This window comes from Mucilaginibacter puniceus, from assembly GCF_054783175.1.
Window position 1 is genome coordinate 107,658 of sequence record NZ_BAAGRB010000003.1, and the last position, 19,662, is coordinate 127,319.

At 40.1% G+C, this 19,662-nt stretch carries 18 protein-coding genes; 4 read left to right on the forward strand and 14 right to left on the reverse strand.

The window, feature by feature from the left end:
• Positions 1–36 precede the first annotated feature (36 nt).
• Together mqnB and ACYVJ6_RS14135 are read left to right on the forward strand one after the other, a co-directional pair.
• On the forward strand, positions 37–702 hold the full coding sequence (gene mqnB / locus ACYVJ6_RS14130) for a futalosine hydrolase (protein ID WP_460694738.1): 666 nt from the start codon (positions 37–39) through the stop codon (positions 700–702).
• Positions 703–784: 82 nt separating this feature from the next.
• Positions 785–1,651 carry a menaquinone biosynthesis family protein gene (locus tag ACYVJ6_RS14135; protein ID WP_460694739.1) on the forward strand — a complete coding sequence of 289 codons (867 nt, stop codon included), beginning with the start codon at positions 785–787 and terminating at the stop codon, positions 1,649–1,651.
• Between the two features lie 116 nt (positions 1,652–1,767).
• Here the strand turns inward: ACYVJ6_RS14135 and hflX are convergent, their stop codons facing one another.
• The 6 genes from hflX to ACYVJ6_RS14165 form a co-directional block, all read right to left on the reverse strand.
• Positions 1,768–2,952: a GTPase HflX gene (gene hflX, locus ACYVJ6_RS14140; protein ID WP_460694740.1), complete on the reverse strand. Its 1,185-nt coding sequence runs from the start codon at positions 2,950–2,952 to the stop codon at positions 1,768–1,770.
• A gap of 63 nt (positions 2,953–3,015) precedes the next feature.
• On the reverse strand, positions 3,016–3,798 hold the full coding sequence (gene trpC, locus ACYVJ6_RS14145) for an indole-3-glycerol phosphate synthase TrpC (protein WP_460694741.1): 783 nt from the start codon (positions 3,796–3,798) through the stop codon (positions 3,016–3,018).
• A 182-nt stretch (positions 3,799–3,980) separates the two neighbouring features.
• Entirely contained in the window at positions 3,981–4,553 is a 573-nt protein-coding gene (locus tag ACYVJ6_RS14150) for an anthranilate synthase component II (RefSeq protein ID WP_460694742.1), read from the reverse strand.
• 106 nt (positions 4,554–4,659) lie between these two features.
• On the reverse strand, positions 4,660–6,072 hold the full coding sequence (locus ACYVJ6_RS14155; RefSeq protein WP_460694743.1) for an anthranilate synthase component I family protein: 1,413 nt from the start codon (positions 6,070–6,072) through the stop codon (positions 4,660–4,662).
• 228 nt (positions 6,073–6,300) lie between these two features.
• Positions 6,301–6,738 (reverse strand): cytochrome B, encoded by a 438-nt coding sequence (locus tag ACYVJ6_RS14160; protein ID WP_460694744.1) that lies wholly within the window; start codon positions 6,736–6,738, stop codon positions 6,301–6,303.
• 32 nt (positions 6,739–6,770) lie between these two features.
• Positions 6,771–8,246 carry an ABC transporter substrate-binding protein gene (locus ACYVJ6_RS14165; protein WP_460694745.1) on the reverse strand — a complete coding sequence of 492 codons (1,476 nt, stop codon included), beginning with the start codon at positions 8,244–8,246 and terminating at the stop codon, positions 6,771–6,773.
• Between the two features lie 297 nt (positions 8,247–8,543).
• On the opposite strand from ACYVJ6_RS14165, the gene ACYVJ6_RS14170 reads away from it, so the two are divergent.
• On the forward strand, positions 8,544–9,053 hold the full coding sequence (locus ACYVJ6_RS14170) for a hypothetical protein (protein ID WP_460694746.1): 510 nt from the start codon (positions 8,544–8,546) through the stop codon (positions 9,051–9,053).
• Here the strand turns inward: ACYVJ6_RS14170 and uvrA are convergent.
• Complete coding sequence (uvrA, locus tag ACYVJ6_RS14175; protein ID WP_460694747.1) at positions 9,050–11,884, reverse strand: excinuclease ABC subunit UvrA; 2,835 nt, start codon at positions 11,882–11,884, stop codon at positions 9,050–9,052. The genes ACYVJ6_RS14170 and uvrA overlap by 4 nt on opposite strands.
• 407 nt (positions 11,885–12,291) lie before the next feature.
• Here uvrA and ACYVJ6_RS14180 point away from each other — a divergent pair, with 407 nt between their 5' ends.
• Positions 12,292–12,876: an RNA polymerase sigma factor gene (locus ACYVJ6_RS14180; protein ID WP_460694748.1), complete on the forward strand. Its 585-nt coding sequence runs from the start codon at positions 12,292–12,294 to the stop codon at positions 12,874–12,876.
• 412 nt (positions 12,877–13,288) lie between these two features.
• On the opposite strand, the gene hemH is transcribed toward ACYVJ6_RS14180, so the two are convergent.
• From hemH to ACYVJ6_RS14215, 7 genes are all read right to left on the reverse strand, one after another.
• Entirely contained in the window at positions 13,289–14,305 is a 1,017-nt protein-coding gene (hemH, locus tag ACYVJ6_RS14185) for a ferrochelatase (RefSeq protein WP_460694749.1), read from the reverse strand.
• Between the two features lie 161 nt (positions 14,306–14,466).
• Positions 14,467–15,138, reverse strand: coding sequence for a fatty acid desaturase (locus ACYVJ6_RS14190; RefSeq protein WP_460694750.1), 672 nt, complete (start codon positions 15,136–15,138; stop codon positions 14,467–14,469).
• 32 nt (positions 15,139–15,170) lie between these two features.
• Positions 15,171–16,022 carry a 4-hydroxy-3-methylbut-2-enyl diphosphate reductase gene (locus ACYVJ6_RS14195; protein ID WP_460694751.1) on the reverse strand — a complete coding sequence of 284 codons (852 nt, stop codon included), beginning with the start codon at positions 16,020–16,022 and terminating at the stop codon, positions 15,171–15,173.
• 57 nt (positions 16,023–16,079) lie between these two features.
• The gene (locus tag ACYVJ6_RS14200) at positions 16,080–16,736 is read right to left on the reverse strand and encodes a carotenoid biosynthesis protein (protein ID WP_460694752.1); all 657 of its coding nucleotides are present in this window, start codon (positions 16,734–16,736) and stop codon (positions 16,080–16,082) included.
• Positions 16,715–17,803 (reverse strand): glycosyltransferase family 2 protein, encoded by a 1,089-nt coding sequence (locus ACYVJ6_RS14205; RefSeq protein WP_460694753.1) that lies wholly within the window; start codon positions 17,801–17,803, stop codon positions 16,715–16,717. Before ACYVJ6_RS14205 ends, ACYVJ6_RS14200 begins: the two co-directional genes overlap by 22 nt.
• The gene (locus tag ACYVJ6_RS14210) at positions 17,804–18,427 is read right to left on the reverse strand and encodes a lysophospholipid acyltransferase family protein (protein WP_460694754.1); all 624 of its coding nucleotides are present in this window, start codon (positions 18,425–18,427) and stop codon (positions 17,804–17,806) included.
• A complete protein-coding gene (locus ACYVJ6_RS14215) occupies positions 18,408–19,634 on the reverse strand; it encodes a 3-deoxy-D-manno-octulosonic acid transferase (protein WP_460694755.1) in 1,227 nt (408 codons plus the stop codon). The genes ACYVJ6_RS14210 and ACYVJ6_RS14215 overlap by 20 nt, the downstream gene beginning before the upstream one ends.
• Positions 19,635–19,662: the final 28 nt, after the last annotated feature.

Here is a 19,662-nt window from a genome sequence, read left to right on the forward strand (position 1 = left end):
GTGGTTTGTTTATCTTAGTGATAAAACAAAAACGACATGCGTGTATTAATTGTTGCTGCCACCCCAACCGAAGTTGAACCATTAATGACCACCTTCGGCATGCAAAGGTCGGATGAAGAAGAAAATTTGTTTGTTACGCGCCATGTGTCTGTAGCCAACTGCTCGGTACTAATAACCGGGGCGGGTATGGTGCCAACAGCTTTTGCGTTAGCCAGACATTTGCCTCATAATGTTTATAATGTGGTTATAAATCTGGGCATTGCCGGCAGCTTTGACCGCAATATCCCCTTAGGTAAAGTGCTGGAGGTATATGAAGACACTTTTGCCGAATTGGGTGCCGAAGATGACAAACAGTTTATCAGTATTGAAAAACTGGGGTTTGGCGCCAGTATTTTTAAACCCACCAGCGCCATCAATCAGTTTACCAAAAAGCACTTTATTAATAAAGCTAATGCCATTACCGTTAACACCGTGCACGGTAATGATGAGAGCATAGCCGCCATTATTGCCCGCCTTAACCCACAGTTGGAAAGCATGGAGGGCGCCGCGTTTTTTTACGCCTGCCATAAACTGCACGTACCCTGCATACAGATCAGGGCTGTGTCAAATTATGTGGAGAAACGTAACCGCGATAACTGGGATATACCACTTGCCATCAAAAATCTGAATAACTTTGCGCTGGAATTGATAAAGGACTTGTAGGTGTGCGAGTTGAACGTTTGACGTTATACGTCGTACGTTTTTAATACTCTTCACGTATAACGTACCACGTAAAACGTATAACATGAAATTAACCCTCGGCTTTTCGCCTTGCCCTAACGATACTTTTATTTTTGACGCGCTTATCCATCATAAAATTGATACCGAAGGTTTAGAGTTTGAGGTGTTTTATGATGATGTTGAAACGCTTAACCAAAAAGCCTTTCGTGGCGAACTGGATATTACCAAGCTAAGCTACCATGCTTTTGCTTATGTAGCCAATCAATATGTACTGTTAGAGAGCGGCAGCGCGTTGGGATTTGGAGTTGGACCACTTTTGATTTCGGATTTCGAAATTTCAATTTCGGATTTAAAGAATAACCAAATTCGAAATCGTAAATCCGAAATTCGAAATCCTTTAATCGGTATTCCCGGCAAATACACCACCGCCAATTTTTTATTAGGATTGGCTTTTCCTGATGCTACTAATAAAGTGGAATTAGTTTTCAGCGATATTGAAGATGCTGTTTTAGAGGGCCGCGTTGATGTCGGACTGATCATCCACGAGAACCGTTTCACCTACCAGGATAAAGGGTTAAAAAAGATCATAGACCTGGGCGATTACTGGGAAAAACAAACCGGCTGCGCTATTCCGCTGGGTGGTATTGTGGCAAACCGTAATTTACCTGAGGATGTTCAGCATAAAATTAATAGGGTGCTGCGCAGATCCGTTGAGTATGCGTTTGCCAACCCTAAATCGGGATTGGATTTTATCCGCCAGCACGCGCAGGAAATGAGCGAGGAAGTGATGTACAAGCATATTGAATTGTACGTAAATAAATATTCTATAGAGTTGGGTGAAGAGGGCCGCAAAGCCATCAAATTGCTTTTTGATACCGCTTTGGAAAAAGGGATAATTCCGGAGATAACCCACAACATCTTTCTTACTTAAAGCGAGGCCCGGTGCGATTCCCCTCTTGAGAGGGGCAGAGGGGTGTGTTATTTGCGATTAACCCGCCCCTGCCACTACACATTCCTTTCGCGCCCCCTCCGAGGAGGGGAACTTTTTTAATACAACAAATTATCATACGGATACCTGTCGGCATGGATAGCTTTTACATGCTCATATAACAGGTTCCTAAACTCGTCAATATTTTCTTTTTCGGTAGCTGATATAAATATAGCCGGGCTATTATTCTTGGCCATCCAGCTGTGTTTAAAATCTTCCAGGGTTAATGGTTCAGCCTCTTCACCCTGTTGGGTTGCAGGTGGCTGAAAGGCATCCATTTTATTAAATACCGTAATGGTATCTTTATCTACCGCGCCCATATCTTTTAGCGTTTCATTTACGGCACGCATCTGGTCCTCAAAGCTGGGGTGCGATACATCAACCACATGGATCAAAATATCCGCTTCGCGTACTTCATCTAAAGTCGATTTAAAACACTCTACCAAATGATGAGGCAACTTGCGAATGAATCCAACCGTATCTGATAGCAGGAACGGCACATTCTCTATAACTACTTTGCGTACCGTAGTATCAAGCGTTGCAAACAGCTTGTTCTCGGCAAATACATCCGATTTAGAAAGCATATTCATAATGGTTGATTTACCTACGTTGGTATAACCTACCAATGCCGCGCGCACCATTTGTGTACGGTTTTTACGCTGTGTTTCATTTTGACGATCGATCAGTTTTAACCGATCTTTCAACAACGAAATTTTATCTAAAATCAACCTTCTATCTGTCTCTATCTGGCTCTCACCCGGGCCACGCATACCAATACCACCTTTTTGCCGCTCCAAGTGTGTCCAAAGGCGGGTAAGGCGGGGTAATAAGTATTGCAATTGCGCCAGCTCTACCTGGGTCTTAGCCTGCGCGGTTTTAGCACGGCTGGCAAAAATATCCAGTATCAGATTGTTGCGGTCCAGTATTTTAACTTGTAGCTCATTCTCAATATTGCGCAGTTGCGATGGCGTTAACTCATCGTCAAATACCACAATATCAATTTCCTCTTCTTTTACGTAGGCTTTAATATCTTCCAAACGGCCCGAGCCTACAAACGTACGCCTATCAGTTTGGGCTAGTTTTTGGGTAAATATCTTTTCGGTTTTGGCACCTGCGGTATCTACCAAAAATTGTAACTCTTCTAAATATTCTTTCGCGCGTTCGTCCGTTTCGTTGGCGGTAATAACGCCAACTAAAACCGCACGCTCCTGCTTAATGGCAGTGTCATAAAATTTTTGTTTCATTAATATTGATTTAACAATCAAAGTGCCAAGTTAACGAAATAGACACTTTGACACAGGGTTATATTACAACCCCTTCACAAATTCCCTTATAGCTGCACCGGGGTCTTGCTCCTTCATAAAGTTCTCGCCGATTAAAAATCCGTTAAAGCCGGCTTGCTTTAAAGTTTTAATAACCTCCGTGTTGCTTATAGCGCTTTCAGATATTTTTAAAAACTCAGCAGGGATGTGCTCAACTAACTGGAACGACGTCTCTACCGATACCGTAAAATCAGCCAGGTTGCGGTTGTTTACGCCAATGGCATCCAGGTTGGGGTTAATGCTTCGTTGCAGTTCTTCCAGGTTATGCACCTCTAATAATACATTTAAACCTAAGCTTTTGGCCAGTTTTGCCAGTGTGTCAATTTCCTTTGGAGTGAGTATAGCGGCTATCAATAAAATAATATCTGCTCCCCAGGCTTTGGCTTCCAATACCTGGTACTCGTCTATCATAAAGTCTTTACGTAAAACCGGAATTGTATTCGCATTGCGGGCCTCTATCAAATCAGGTTGAGCGCCCATAAAGAAATCCTTATCGGTCAACACCGATAAAGCCGATGCTCCAGCAGCTGCATAAGCACTGGTCACTTCTTTAACACTTACCTTATCATTAATTATCCCTTTCGAGGGCGATTTACGCTTAAACTCGGCAATAATTCCGGTACGATCAGGTGCCAGCAAAAACTCACGGAACGAATAAGTATCACGGTTAAAAAACTCCGCGGCTTCCAGTTGTGCTACCGATACTTTAGCTTTTGCGGCTGCAATTTCAGCGCGTTTATTAAGTACTATCTTATCAAGAATATTCATTGTTGTAACCCTAAAAGGGCAATAATATTAGCAATTATTTTATGAAAATCATGGTTTACAAAGGTTAACACTTTTTGGGGTTAACATGGTATTAATTATCTGAAAATCAATTATTTAAAAAATAAATTGCTAAAAAAGTGTAAACCATGATTTTTTTAGCGCGAATTTAATGATAACTGCCTTTAAATCAGCCAGTTCTTCATCATTTCCTTACCATACTCGGTTAATATCGACTCCGGGTGAAATTGTACACCGCGCACATCATATTCCTTATGCCTTATGGCCATAGCCGAGTTGTCCACCTCGTCAATTGCCGTAACCGTTAATACATCAGGAATGGCTTTTTCATCAACTACCCATGAGTGGTAACGGCCAACGTTAAAAACTTGCGGCAGGTCAATAAATAATTTTTCTGTCTCATCAGTAACCTTAATAGGTGTGGCTATACCATGCATAGGCTGTTTTAAATTATATAGCTTACCGCCAAAAACTTCGGCAATGGCCTGCTGGCCCAGGCACACTCCAAAAATACTTTTCGTAGGGGCATATTTTTTTATCACATCCAACAGCAACCCGGCTTCTGATGGTATTCCCGGGCCGGGAGATAATATGATCTTATCATAAGCGTCCACATCATCAATGTTAAATTGGTCGTTCCTCCACACATCGCACTGCATTCCAATTTCATTAACCAGGTGAACCAGGTTATAAGTAAACGAATCGTAGTTATCAATAATTAGTATTTTCTTTTCCATTTTCACCTACTCCCAACGTCTTTTTTTATAAGGGAATTTTTATTTGTACGTATTATTTGCTGTATGGTTACTCCTAATTTGTTTAAACCACAAATGCCGGGTATTGTTACAGTTCTTCTGCCAATTCAATTGCTTTACGCAAAGCGGCAATTTTGTTATTTACTTCATTTAACTCACTCTCGGCCACCGAACCGGCAACAATACCCGCCCCTGCCTGGTAATGCAGTGTATTGTTTTTACTTAAAAACGAGCGTATCATAATAGCATGATTAAAATCGCCGTTAAAACCTAAATAACCTATGGCACCACTATAAAAGCTACGCTTGGTTTTTTCATTTTCATCTATGATCTCCATAGCACGATATTTTGGCGCGCCGCTTAATGTTCCTGCCGGGAAAGTATCGGCAACTACCTTAAAGCTGGGTACACCCGGTAACAATTTGCCGCTTACCTGCGACACCAGGTGTATCAGGTGCGAGTAGTACTGTACCTCTTTAAATGCCTTTACTTCCACCTGTTCGCAATGGCGGCTTAGGTCATTACGCGCCAAATCAACCAGCATTACGTGTTCTGATGATTCTTTAGGGTCATTTTTTAAGTTCTGTGCCAGTTCCGCATCTTTTTCGTCATCGCCACTACGCTTAAAGGTACCCGCGATAGGAAATATACTGGCTACGCGATTTTTTATCGTGATCTGTGCCTCCGGCGATGAACCAAATATCCGGAAGTCGCCAAAATCAAAATAAAATAAATATGGCGAGGGGTTGATAGAGCGCAACGCACGGTAAACATTAAATTCATCACCGGTAAACTGTTTAGAGAATGCCCTTGACGGCACTATCTGGAACACATCACCCCGATAAATATGCTGTTTCATTTTCTCAACAATACCAATAAACTCCTCATTGGTTAAGTTTGATTGCTCCTCGTTTTTACTTTTAAAACCGTATTCAGGGAAGTTTTTGTTTTTGATCAGGTCCTCAATTCGCTGAATGCCTGCATTAGCAGCATCCTCCCCTTCAAACTGGTTATAAAATATATACAGCTCATTTTTAAAATGATCAATAGCTATAATATAACGGTACACATGGTATTGCATTACCGGTATAGTACGTGTAGTATCATCACTATGCTTTAGCTTGATGGTTTCGTAATGCTCTACCGCCTCATGGGTAAAGTATCCAAACAAACCATTGGCCGCGGCTTTTAAATCTATCTTAGTAGGTTCAAAACGGTTTAAAAAATCATTAATATGGCCGGTTAATTCAAACTCGCCCGGTTGGTAAATTTCGGTTTGTCCGCCGGGATAACTCTCGGTAAGTACCCCATTATTCAGCACTAAGCCCGCAATTGGTTCGCAGCAAACGTAGCTCATGCTGTTTTCGCGGCTATGGTAATCCGAGCTTTCTAACAGTAACGAGTTAGGGAACACATCGCGCAGGCGCAGGTATATGCTTACCGGCGTGGTCGTATCGGCCAGCAGCTTTTTATAAGTAGTTAAAATTTTATATTTTTTCATTTATTGTGATATCCAAATTCTGTAAAACAAAAAACCCAGCGCATGAGGGTCGCCGGGTTTTCCTATTAGGTTTGTAATTGATTAGTGAAGGTTCTCTGACCAAAAAATTATCCGGCTGCCAAAATTAATGGGCGCCACCAGCTTGTATTATTTGTTTTTTTGATCATTGTGGACGCAAATTTATAAAGAAATTTGAATTGGCAAACTTTTTTACCACTTTTTTTCAAACTATTTAAATACCGGTATATGGCCCATAATTAATGTTCCAACAACTACTGTTAAGGCAATTGCATAATATATACCTATGGTGCGGTGCTTAATTTGGGGCAAAGCTATCTTTTTTGATTTGCTGTGGCCGATGGTTATTAAAGCAATAGCGATGATCATCCCAAACCAATGCTCAACCGCGAAGTAACGCAGGGTAGGGTTTTTCATGGTTTCGCCGGTAAACTGTACCATAGGGCTAATGATGTATAATATTATACCGATCAACAATTGGGTGTGTGCCGATATCATGGCAAACATATTCACTTTGCGGTTAAACTCAGTATAAGGGCTTTTGTTAACCGCACCTAATAATGATTGAATTATAGCCAGTATCAGCAATACTAATACAATGTACCTGAAACCCGAGTGCAGATGGTTAATAATAGTGTAAGCGTCCATGATTTTAATTTTTTACGAATATACAATAAAACTTATTTACTGCCCTTTACCACCCTTTTCAGCGTCATTAAATTTTGGGCGTTAACACTATAGCCTGATATACAGTTTTGATACAGGTTGATGCGTTTTTCATAATACAGCACCACCACCGGCGATTGCTGCATAATAATATTGTCCATTTGCCGGTAAAGCGCGTAGCGTTGTTCGTCATCCTTTATTTGATCAGCTTTTTCAAAAAGTATGTCAAATTGTTTATTGTTAAACCCTGTGTAGTTGGGCCCAAATGGTATTTTATTTTTTGAGTAGAAAAGAGACAGGTAATTTTCGGCATCGGGATAATCGGCAATCCAAACGCCATAAAAAAAGTTCACCCCATTTTTGGCTATTAATTCGCGCAGGCTGCCGCCCTGTGTAATTTCAACACTGGCTTTTATACCTATTTTATCCAGTTCACGCTGGACGAACTCTATCAGTCCACGATAGGCTATAGTAGTATGTAATACTATTGGGGGCAAATTTTTTCCATCACGGTAGCCCGCCTCAGCTAATAACTGTCTCGCCTTTTCAGGATTATAAGAATAGCCCTTTATTTTATTCTTATCATAACCAGGCATACCTGCTGGTATAAAGCCTGCCTCGCCCGGTGTAGCCAAGCCATTGCGCAGGTATTTTACCATCTTTTGCTTATCAATAGCGTAATTAATAGCTTGCCTTATCTTCAATGCTTTTAAAGGCGACTTTTTTACAATAGCAATATTGGTATCAACCAATATCCCCAGGTATAGCGTGCTTAAATATGGACCAGTATTTAATATAAATTTGCCTTTATACTTTTTGGTAAGGCGACCGGATTTGGTTAAAATATCATCGCGGTAGCTGCCATCAATATCATTTAAAAAGTCGAGGTTTTTTTTGATGAACTCCATAAATACGGTTTGCTTATCGCCAATAAAATAGCCTCGCACCGCATCCAAGTAAGGTAGCTGTTTGCCCTTGCTATCCTTTTCCCAGTACTTTTCATTTTTCAGCAGTACAACCACTTCGCCTTCTTTCCAGTATTTAAACTTGAACGGACCGGTACCAACGGGGTGACTGCGAAAATCTTTCCCATAAAACTCAACCACTTCTTTAGGCACAACCGAGCAATAGGGCGCAGTTAGCATACTTAAAAACGGCGCAAAAGGTTGTTTAAGCTGTATCCGAAAAGTGCTATCATTAACCGCAATAAAATCCTGCTTTCCGTTTACTTTATCACTAAATATCCATGAGCCGGATGAGGCTACTTTAGGGTCGATCAGCCTGCCAAAACTATATACAAAATCACTTGCTACGGCTTTGCGGCCTATGCCGTTTTTAAAGTGCGCTTCGTCCTGGAAATAAACATCATTGCGTAAATGGAAAGTGTAGGTTCTTCCATCGGGGGATATATCCCAACTTTTAGCAACGCAAGGGATCACTTTCAGGCTATCATCAATCTGCACCAAACCGTTATAGATTTGATTATCCATCAGGATAGTATTTTTATTACGGCAAAATGCGGGATCAAGGGAGGTAAGGCCCTCATCGAGGTTTAAATTGAAGGTGGTTTTTTTGGAGGTAGATTTATCGGAATTGCAGGAAATGAATAAAGTAACACCAATTAAAAATAAGTAGCTGACCAGTTTATTCATCAACTAAATATAGCCAATTATTAAAATAGTAAATAAAAGTACTATTGAATATTGCGTTTGAATTATGTTTATTATATTGCCTTATAAACCAATGTCATGATTTCTAAAGAAAGTCTTCAAGAAAAATATTCAACAATGTCTGCCGAAGAACTGATGAATATTATAGATAATAAATTTGATTATACTGATCTTGCTGTTACTGTAGCGATTGAAGAACTCGCGAAAAGAAAACCTACTGAAGAAGACATTAAAAATTATAAGGATAATATAATAGCGACGGTTGACACATTTATTTCAAAAAACATTGAAGTTGATCTGAACAACTTCCAAAAGCTTTTATTTTACATTATTTGGATTCCGATAATAACCTATCCTTTCAAAGCAAATTATAGCGACGACGGTTACGAGTTAAAGCTAAGACAATCAAATTATTACTCATTAGCAGGATTTATCTTTTTTATGGTAGCAGGCATATTATCTGTACCGTTAGATGCTTCGAATTTGCTGAGTTTTATTATGTGGTTTGCCGGCTTTATTCCTGCTTATTTATTCGACGAATACTTTAACAGGCAGCGACAAATAACAAAACTCAGAAGATTATTTAATGTAGACGACGCCAATGAAGATGAACAGAATATGAATTAAAACCGCTCCTTCAAAAACTTACCGGTATAGCTATTCTTTTCTTTTATCAGATCTTCAGGCATGCCTTCAAATACTACTTTACCGCCCCTGTCGCCACCTTCGGGACCAATATCAATTACCCAGTCGGCACATTTGATGACGTCCATATTGTGTTCAATTACAATGATGGTATTGCCATGATCCAGTAGGGCCTCAAATGACTTTAACAGCTTTTTAATATCCGCAAAGTGCAGACCCGTTGTTGGCTCATCAAAAATAAACAGCGTTTTAGCCGTGTTATTCCCTTTAACCAGGAACGATGCCAGTTTGATACGCTGCGCCTCGCCACCGGATAAGGTGTTGGATGATTGCCCCAACTGCACATATCCCAACCCTACATCAACCAACGGTTTTATTTTGGCGATGATCTTAGGCTCTTTGGCAAAAAACTCCAGTGCTTCGTCAATAGTTAAATGCAATACCTCGGCTACGTTTTTTTCATTATAGGTTACATCCAGTATATGCTGTTTAAAGCGCTGGCCGTTACAAGCCTCGCAGGTCAAAAAGATATCTGCCATAAACTGCATTTCTATTTTCACTTCGCCCTCGCCCTGGCAAACATCGCAACGGCCACCCTCCACGTTAAACGAGAATGCCGATGGCTTTAATCCTGCCGCTTTTGATGCAGGTTGTGTTGCATACAGGTTACGTATCTCGTCCCAGGCTTTTACATAAGTAACCGGGTTGGAGCGTGACGAACGGCCAATAGGGTTTTGATCCACCATCTCTACCTGCTCAATTTTTTGATAATCGCCATCAATGCTATCGTAGCTGCCGGTTTGTTCGCCATTGTAGTTGCCCAACGCCTTTTGCAATGCCGGGGCCAGTATGCGTTTTACCAAACTGGTTTTTCCAGAACCCGACACCCCTGTAACTACGCTCAACACACCCAATGGGAACTTTGCCGTAACATGCTGCAGGTTATTTTCGCGCGCACCTTTAATTTCAATAAAGTCGTGCCATTTGCGGCGGGAGGTGGGTATAGCTATTTCTTCCTCGCCGCTTAAATATTTACCGGTAAGGCTGTTTTTATCTTTTATAATTTCGTTGTAGGTGCCAGAGAATATTAACTCACCCCCATGCGTACCTGCTGCCGGGCCAATATCAATAATATGATCGGCAGCTTTCATGATCTCTTCTTCGTGTTCCACCACCAAAACGGTATTGCCCACATCGCGTAATGATTTCAATACGCCAATTAAACGTTGCGTATCACGCGGGTGCAAACCAATGCTCGGCTCATCCAATACATAAATAGACCCCACTAAACTACTACCCAATGAAGTTGCCAAATTAATACGCTGCGACTCGCCACCTGATAGGGTGTTTGACAAACGGTTTAAGGTCAAATAACTTAACCCCACATCATTTAAAAACACTAAACGGTTGGTTATTTCCATCAGCAGGCGCTTGCCTACTTTGGTATCGTTTTCGTTTAGTTCAATGGTATTAAAAAACTCCAGCGCCTTATCTAATGGCATTAATACTACATCGGTGATTGACTTACCATCAATTTTAACATAGCTGGCATCCTGGCGCAGGCGGCTGCCTTTACAATCAGGACAAGTAGTTTTACCGCGGTAGCGGGACAGCATTACCCTGTATTGAATTTTATAGGTTTGCGCCTCCATCTCCTTAAAAAACTCATCCAGCCCGCGGAAGTATTTATTACCCGTCCATAATAAACGCTGCTCCTTTTCGGTCAGCTGGTTATATTGGCGATGTATAGGGAAATCAAATTTTAAGGAGTTTTTTACCAGTTCATCGTTCCATTCGCGCATTTTTTCGCCGCGCCATGGGGCAATGGCTCCCTCGTAAACGGTTTTACTTTTATCGGGGATAACCAGATCCTCGTCAATACCGATAACTTTTCCGTAGCCCTCACAGCGTTTACACGCACCGTACGGGTTATTAAAGCTGAAGAAATTAGGCGTGGGCTCTTCAAATTTGATATCATCTAACTCAAACCTATCGCAAAAAAAGTGCTCCTTTTCTTCTTCCCCGTCAATATAGCGCACATAGCAATCGCCTTTGCCTTCAAAAAATGCGGTTTGTATCGAGTCGCCTAAACGGCTTATGGTTTCGTCTTCGTTATTTTTCGTAACACGGTCAACCACAATTTTTATAGATTGATCTTCATTGGCCTTTTTGCTTTCGCCTTTAACCTTTAAGCTTTCATCTATACTCGCATCTTCCAATACAGATTCAATACGCTCAATTTTACCATGAAACTCAACCCTCACAAAACCTTTCTGCATTAATACCGCCAGCTCTTCTTTTAAACTACGGTCGTTATGCGGATGTAAAGGAGCTAATATGGTAACCTGTGTTTCGTCAGGCATAGCCATAATAAAATTGATCACATCGGTAACCGAATCTTTCTTCACCACGCCACCCGAAACCGGCGAATAGGTTTTGCCTATACGCGAGTAAAGCAGCTTCAGGTAATCATAAATTTCGGTTGAGGTGCCTACCGTGGAGCGCGGGTTGGATGTAATTACTTTTTGCTCGATAGCAATAGCGGGAGCAATACCTTTTATATAATCCACATCGGGCTTATTCATGCGGCCCAAAAACTGGCGTGCGTATGATGATAAACTTTCAACGTAGCGGCGCTGGCCCTCGGCATACAAAGTATCAAAAGCCAGGGATGATTTTCCTGAACCCGACATACCTGTAACTACAACCAACTGGTTTTTGGGGATGGCCACATCCATATTTTTTAGGTTGTGTACCCGGGCCCCTTTTATGATAATATTTTTTTGTGGATCTTTTTCTGATTCTGCGCTCATTCTTTAGCTAATGGTTGATAGATCATGGTTCATAGTAATAGCAAATTTTGCCATGAACTATGATCTATCAACCATGAACCGTTCCAAAATGCAAAAATCCTAAAATATTTAGCCTTATCCAAATGAGTTTTACATTTAGGCAGTTGGTTTTTACCAATAATTCAAGAGGTTACATTACACTGACGCAGCGCTGATTAAACCTTTAAATGTTTTAACACTCAAAATGTTAAAATAAGTTAAATTTAGGCATAGGACAAGCTAAAAGGGATAACAGAATTTGGTTATTCGCTTAAAATTCGCTTAATTTGAGTTATAACAATTATAAACCCAATAAGGAGACAGACTATAGATAAAACTCTACTTTAAAATAAATATTGTACTAACACAAATATTAACAAGTAGTTTCTATGGATTTTCAATTGCAAAGTGATCAGGATCTAATCCATCTATACATCAACGGTAATGAGGGCGGGCTTGTGGAGTTACTCCGCCGTTACCAGTCAAAAATTTACACTTCTATATACCTGTTGGTAAAGGATGAAGACCTGGCCGAAGATATTTTTCAGGATACTTTTATTAAAGTAATTAATACCCTTAAAGCAAAAAAGTATAACGAGGAGGGCAAGTTTTTACCCTGGGTTAGCCGTATTGCACACAATTTGGTGATTGACCATTTCCGCCGCGAAAAACGTGCGCCGATGATCAATAACGGCGACGATTTTGATATTTTTGAAGTGCTGGGTAACTATGATGAAAGCATGGAGGACCGCCTGGTAAGGGAACAAACCCATAAAGACCTTAAAATACTTATCCAGAAATTACCATCCGAGCAAAAAGAAGTATTGCTAATGCGCCACTTTGGCGACATGAGCTTTAAAGACATTGCAGATATTACCGGTGTAAGCATTAACACCGCACTGGGCCGCATGCGTTACGCCCTAAATAACCTGCGTAAAATGATGCAAAGCAAAGAACTGAGTTTGAAGAATTAGCTTTTACAACTGTTAACTTAAAGGTTATCGTCACTTAAAAATTTAGTTTTTACTTAAAATAAATTTCTTAATAAATAATTTGAAATTATTTTTAGTTTAATAAAATATTCTAAATTAGTGTGCGTTATTACTTTACAAATTAACTGAAAAAGCTTATGGGTGAAACCTCTACAAAAAATGAGCTCACTAACCCAAACGAAGTGATGAAACCAGATGTTGTACAAAATTTGGAAGGAGACGACTTGATATTTTATCATTCTCTCCGGGCAGAATTGGATTCTTTAACGAAAAAACCACAACTGCAAACCATACACGCTATTTTGGACCACTCTAAAAGTCTGCGTTAAGTAACGAGCTACAAAAAAGCCGGAGTAAGCAATTACCCCGGCTTTTTTATGTTTTATATCTTCTGTTAATTTCTAACCAATCCTTCTAAAGCATCTATAAACATGGGCGAATCGTTCAAACTTTCTACCAATTGAACATGCTCGCCGCCTAATTCGCGGAACTCGGCACCGTATTCTTCCGTTACTTCATAAACAGTTTCTAAACAATCTGCTACAAATGCAGGGCAAAATACCAGCAGGCGTTTTTTACCCTCGTGGGCCATTTTGGCTATAATTTCGCTGGTATAGGGCTGTACCCAGGGGTCGTTACCTAAACGCGATTGAAAGCAAACTGTATATTTTTCTTTAGGGATATCCAGCTTTTCGGCAATCAAGCTTGCGGTATCGTATGATTGTGCCGAGTAGCAAAATTTGTTGGTATCATTCAGTGTATTACAGCAGCCATCAACTTTTAGGCAATAGCTGTTAGTATGATCGCATTTAATTAACTGCCTTTGCGGCAAGCCGTGAAAGCTGAATAATATATGGTCATAAGTTTCGGGCTGATACTTTTTAGCGTTATCAGCAAAAGTTTGTATCATCAAATCGTTGTCATGAAACGAATTGATAAAAGAGATATTTGGCGGGGTTTGCCATTCTTTAACCAAAACCATCACCTTTTCGTAAACCGAGCCTGTACTGGCCGAGGCATATTGCGGAAACAAAGGGATAACTTTGATCTCGCTTACCAATGCATCCTTTAAACGCTGCAATGCCGATTCGATAGACGGGCTTTGATAGCGCATGGCCAGCTCTACCTGGTACTCATTGCCCAAACGTTGTTGCAATGCCTGGTGTTGTAACTTGCTGTAGTGCAATAGTGGCGACCCTGTTTCATCGCTCCATATTTTTTGATACAATTTAGCCGATTTGGGCGCTCGGAAAGGAACAATTATCCCCTTGACCAAAAGGGTGCGTAATACCGGGTTAACATCAATAACCCGCCCATCCATTAAAAACTCGTTCAAATACTTGCGTACATCAGCCGTTTGCGGGCTATCCGGTGTACCTAAGTTGACTAATAAAACACCTTTTTTTGCCATAATATAGGGCGCAAAAGTAATATAAAACCAGCTAATGCCCTAAAGGGGAAATACTTATTACATAAAAATTAGATTATTTGTCTGAACCATGATCTTTAGGACTTGATGATTGCCATGACCGGATAGGTAATCGGAGAATCCTTAAATCATGCGAATCATGGTTAAGCCTTCTTCCACAACAGCCACCAAGGTGTACCGGGCGAATCATGGTGCTCATAGTGATAGCCAAAAAAGTAACAGCTAAAAAAGGCTATTATATGGTTTTTGCTTTGACTGCGCGAATGGTGCAGATTATCATGCTCGCCTTTATGTGGCAGATAGGTGCCGAAATAAAATAATTGCAGCGTACTTAGTAACGATGGGGCTACCCAAAACAACAGCAGGTTAGCCTGCGGCAGCCATAATTTTAAAACATTAAACAATACGGCCATTGCTACTACCTGCCATATAGAAAGATAGTTGCGTATAAACCTGACATACCAGCTCCAAAAGCCTCCTTCATGATAATCAGGATCTTCAGCACTATGTACATGGTTGTGGTGCTGATGGTGTTTGGTATATAGTTTAGGATACCAAAACAAGGCGTAAAAAAACGTGCACACCTGACCTACAAAATTATTTATAAATCTATTGGATGATATGGTGCCGTGCATGGCATCGTGCGCGGTAATAAATAACCCGGTATACAAATGCATTTGTACCAATACCATTAAATAAACCAACGGATTTGTATAGTCAAATTGCCATTGCATCAACAAAATGGTTGATGTAACCCAGCAACCCAATACAATTAGGGCAATTAATAAGCCGATAGGGGATACTCTTTTTTGCATGATCACGGCTTTATATAGCAAATACCGTGCTGCTAATATTTTTCCAGCTCGGCTTTTACATTTTCCATTAGCCACATGGGGGTAGATGTGGCACCTGCTATACCTACGGTATCGCCCGGTGAAAACATTTCGGGCTTTAATTCGCCGGGCGAAGAAATAAAATAGGTATTGGGGTTATGCTTGCGGCAAACCTCAAATAAAACTTTCCCGTTAGATGATTTAATGCCTGATACAAATACTATTTTATCAAAGCGACGGGCAAACTCAGGCAAGTCCTTATCCCGGTTTGATACCTGGCGGCAAATAGTGTCATTAGCATCCAGTTCATAGCCACGGGCTATTAGTTCATCCTTTACACCATAAAACTTCTCCATGCTTTTGGTGGTCTGGCTGTAAAGTGTAATATTATGTGGCAACTCCACATTATCTAGCTCGGCTAGGTCCTGAAAAACGATAGCCTCACCATTGGTTTGCCCCTGTAAGCCAATCACCTCAGCGTGACCGTGTTTACCGAATATTAATATTTTTTCCTTTTTGTCGAAAGATGTCTTTATCCGGTTTTGTAGTTTTAATACCACCGGGCATGAAGCATCTATTAAAGTGATGTTATTTTCTAACGCAGTACGATAAGTTTCGGGGGCTTCGCCATGGGCACGTATTAATACCTTTTCGTTTTTTAACGTTTTCAACGCCTCATGCTCAATGATACGCAGGCCTTTGGCTTTTAATCGCTCTACCTCCTCATCGTTATGCACAATATCGCCCAGGCAATACAGGTAGCCATCATCCGCTAATATCTCTTCGGCCATATCAATAGCATATACTACTCCGAAGCAAAAGCCCGAATCCTTGTCAATAGTAACCTGTAACCGCTTTTCTCCCATTTCAACTACAAATTTACAGCAAAAAGATGAATAACAGACAAATAACCTAAAGGTTGGTTATTTCAACAAATGCAGCGCGGCAAAAAACATAAATTGTGCGGCCAGTAATACAATACCTACTATGCTTTGCTTTTTGAATCTGAAAATTTCAAATATGAACAGCATGAAAACACTAAGGAAAAACCAGCAGATGTAATTTTTATCGGGGATGATATTTTTAGCCCAGTGCCAGTAATCAAACCTAACCGCTATGGGTTCTATCAGTTTATCCAGTGCTACTAAGATTCCCGCTCCTAATATAACACGGATAAGCACATATTTAATACGGCTATACTGCATCAAAACACCGGTGCTATATATTAACAGGAACCAAACAACACCAATAGTTAAAGGAATGCCGTCTAATTTTGTGCCTAAAGTTTCGCCGTAAGTATAGCTGCCAAATAACCAGCCTTTATGCACCCCCACCCATTCGACGGCAAAGCCAATAATAAACATCATACCGGCAAAAACCCAAAAATCCTGGTTCATAGTACGGTGCGAATAACCAATAATAACCAACATTACTAATAAATGCCAGGGAACCAACTGGTAAAACAAGGGTTGTAACAATGGGCTATAAAAGCCTATTAGTCCTATTAAATGAAACAGAAAAACAAATAAAATCGCTTTACGAATGCGTGGATTTGCGTTTATATCTTTCGTCCTTTCCATATAGTGGTTTTGGTTAGGTGTTTTTGTATAGCTGTAAATGCAATTAATGTTAAGCTAAACATTTGTACCGGATGCAAAAATACATTATATAATGCATTTTGCATCGATGATAAAGATATCATAATACGGGTAAGAATTATTAACCCAATCATAAAAAATATCAATTGAAAATCAAATGTCATTATTACCAGCATAGGGCCTGATATAACCAGCAAAATATATATCAAAAAACCTATAACATTATAATTAAACGCGGCCAAAAAGTTTTTACCAAACCCATTTACCGCCTCGCTATAATTTTTATACATACGGCAGCTTACCATGCCATTGGCCAATAGCGCTTCGCCGTTATAGCCCGAACCCTTTACTGCCTTCATGATCTCCACATCCTCCACTATCTTATGTTTAACTTGTTCATGCCACTGGTTTTCCAGATAGTTTTCCCCGTCAAACAACATAAATTGCCCGCTGGCGGCTGCTACAGATGATTGTTTGACTAAGTACACCAGTTGAAGCGGCAATAGGTTTAATAGGATATAATGCATTAAAGGCACTACCAATTTTTCTCCTGCAGTTTGCATTTCCTGGTTGGCAAAAAGGCTTAACAAGCTTAGATTGCGCAAGTACATCCGATGCACGGCACTATTAATTAGCCCATTGTGCACTTTTTCATCAGCATCTAAAAATAAAAAAAAATCGCCTTTAGCCTGTTGGGCCAACTGGTAGCAGGCAAAGTTTTTCCCCAGCCAGCCTGCAGGCAGGTCATCGCCTTTTATTACTTTAAATTTGGAATGTTCTTTGGCAAAATCAGCGCATAGCTGGTAGGTATTGTCTGATGAGCCATCGTCTAAAACAATAACTTCATAATAAGGATAATCCTGTTGATGGATAGATTGCAGGAGCGTTAAAATGCTATCGCCTTCATCGCGCGCCGGAATTAATAGAGAAACCTTATCGGTGTATTGCCTGGCTATACGATGAAGCTTTGGGTTTGATATAAAGTTAAACAGCGTTACCGTGAAGCGAAGTATAATAAAAAAGAATATGATGGATAATATAATGATCACTTATAAAACTATTTGGGTTTGTTGTTGGTGCGCGGCATTATAATGCTGCTGATAAATATCATTTAATTCGGTTATATTTTCAAATTTAGTATGAGGTATGTTTTGTAAATAAATGTTGACACGGGGTTTTTGATGCTCAAAATTCTCAATAAAAGTAACTCCTGTTACCAATTGAAATTTATTATCTGCCTGTTTTATGATCTTTATCACCCCTTTTTCAAAATTTACTTTGGTAATAAAATTAGAGTACAATTTGCCTTGCGGAAATATCACCACCAAACTTTGGGGGTCATTTAAAAGTTGTGCGGCGTAAGTCAATGTCTGCATTACTGTGCGCGAGTTTTTAATGACAGAAAATGCCCCCAGGTATTTAAAAAATTTAACTTGCTGCATGGTTTCTTCTAAAACCATAATATGAAATTTCTTCTTTAACAATTTGGCATTAAGATAGTAGAGTATAAACCCGTCCCACCAACTAAAATGATTGGCCAACAGCAGTACTGATTTTTGTGGGTCTACTTCAATCCTGTTAAAATTTACAGCGTGAAAATTATGCCTGATAAGCCGTTTAATATACCGGCCAAAAAACCAGCGAAGAAACTTATTATTCCTGGGATAAGTCATTGCAAAAATTAATAATAGCAGCAGTAGCCCCCACATGCTGCTGTACATATACTTTTATTTGCTTACTGGCATAGGCATAAAGCTTTTCATCATGTACCAGGGCATCAACAGCACATTTTAGTTCTGTTGCATTGCTTATACTAAAGCCGGCTTTTATAGTTATGATATCCTTAGCCTCTCTAAATTTAGCATAATTGGGGCCAAATATTACCGGTAACCCAAACGCCGCAGCCTCTAAAGTATTATGTATGCCTGCACCAAACCCACCCCCAATATAAGCAATATGTCCATATTGGTATAATGAGGACAGCATGCCAATGTTGTCGATAATCAAGACATGAGAAGTGAGATTTGAGATTTGAGATGATAGTTGGGAATATCTAATAGCTGAATTTTCAGGCAGCAAATCAATCAGTTCATTTATTTTGGTCTCACTTATTTCATGTGGTGCAAAAATAAATTTCCAGTCGGTGTGATCTTTAACCAATTCGGCAAGCAGTTTTTCATCCTCGGGCCAGGTACTGCCGGCAATAAATGTTTTTTGGCCATTGGTGAAGGTTTCAATTTCCGGTAGTTGTTTTGGCTGCTGTGCATTGGCCCATACACGGTCAAACCGGGTATCGCCGCTAATAGTTATGTTGGTTATGCCAATATTGTAAAGCAGTTGTTTTGATTCTTCATCCTGCACAAAAAAATGCGAAACATAGGTTAACATTTTGCGGTGCAGGCTGCCATACCATTTAAAAAACACCTGCCGCGGCCTGAATATGCCTGATATGATATATAAAGGGATGCTTCGCTGATTTAGTTCATTAAAAAAATGATACCAATACTCATACTTGGTAAATATGGCCATAGTTGGGTTTATGGTTGCTATAAACCGGTGGGCATTTTTAGCAGTATCCAATGGCAAATAATAAACATAGTCAGCTAATGGAGTGCTTTTCCTGATCTCGTATCCCGAAGGAGAAAAAAAAGTAATTACAATTTTTAACGATGGGTGCAACTGCCGCATTTGCTCTAAAACCGGGCGGCCCTGCTCAAACTCGCCCAACGATGCAAAGTGGAACCAAATACTTTTACCGTTAACGGGCGTTATTGCTATTTTCCGGCCATTTATCCATAACCTTGCTTTGCTGTTAAAAAAAGAAGCGATATATATTGCCAGATAGTATAGAGTTACGCCGGCATTGTATAGTAACAGCATTTGGGATATAAATTATTATTATCTTCGT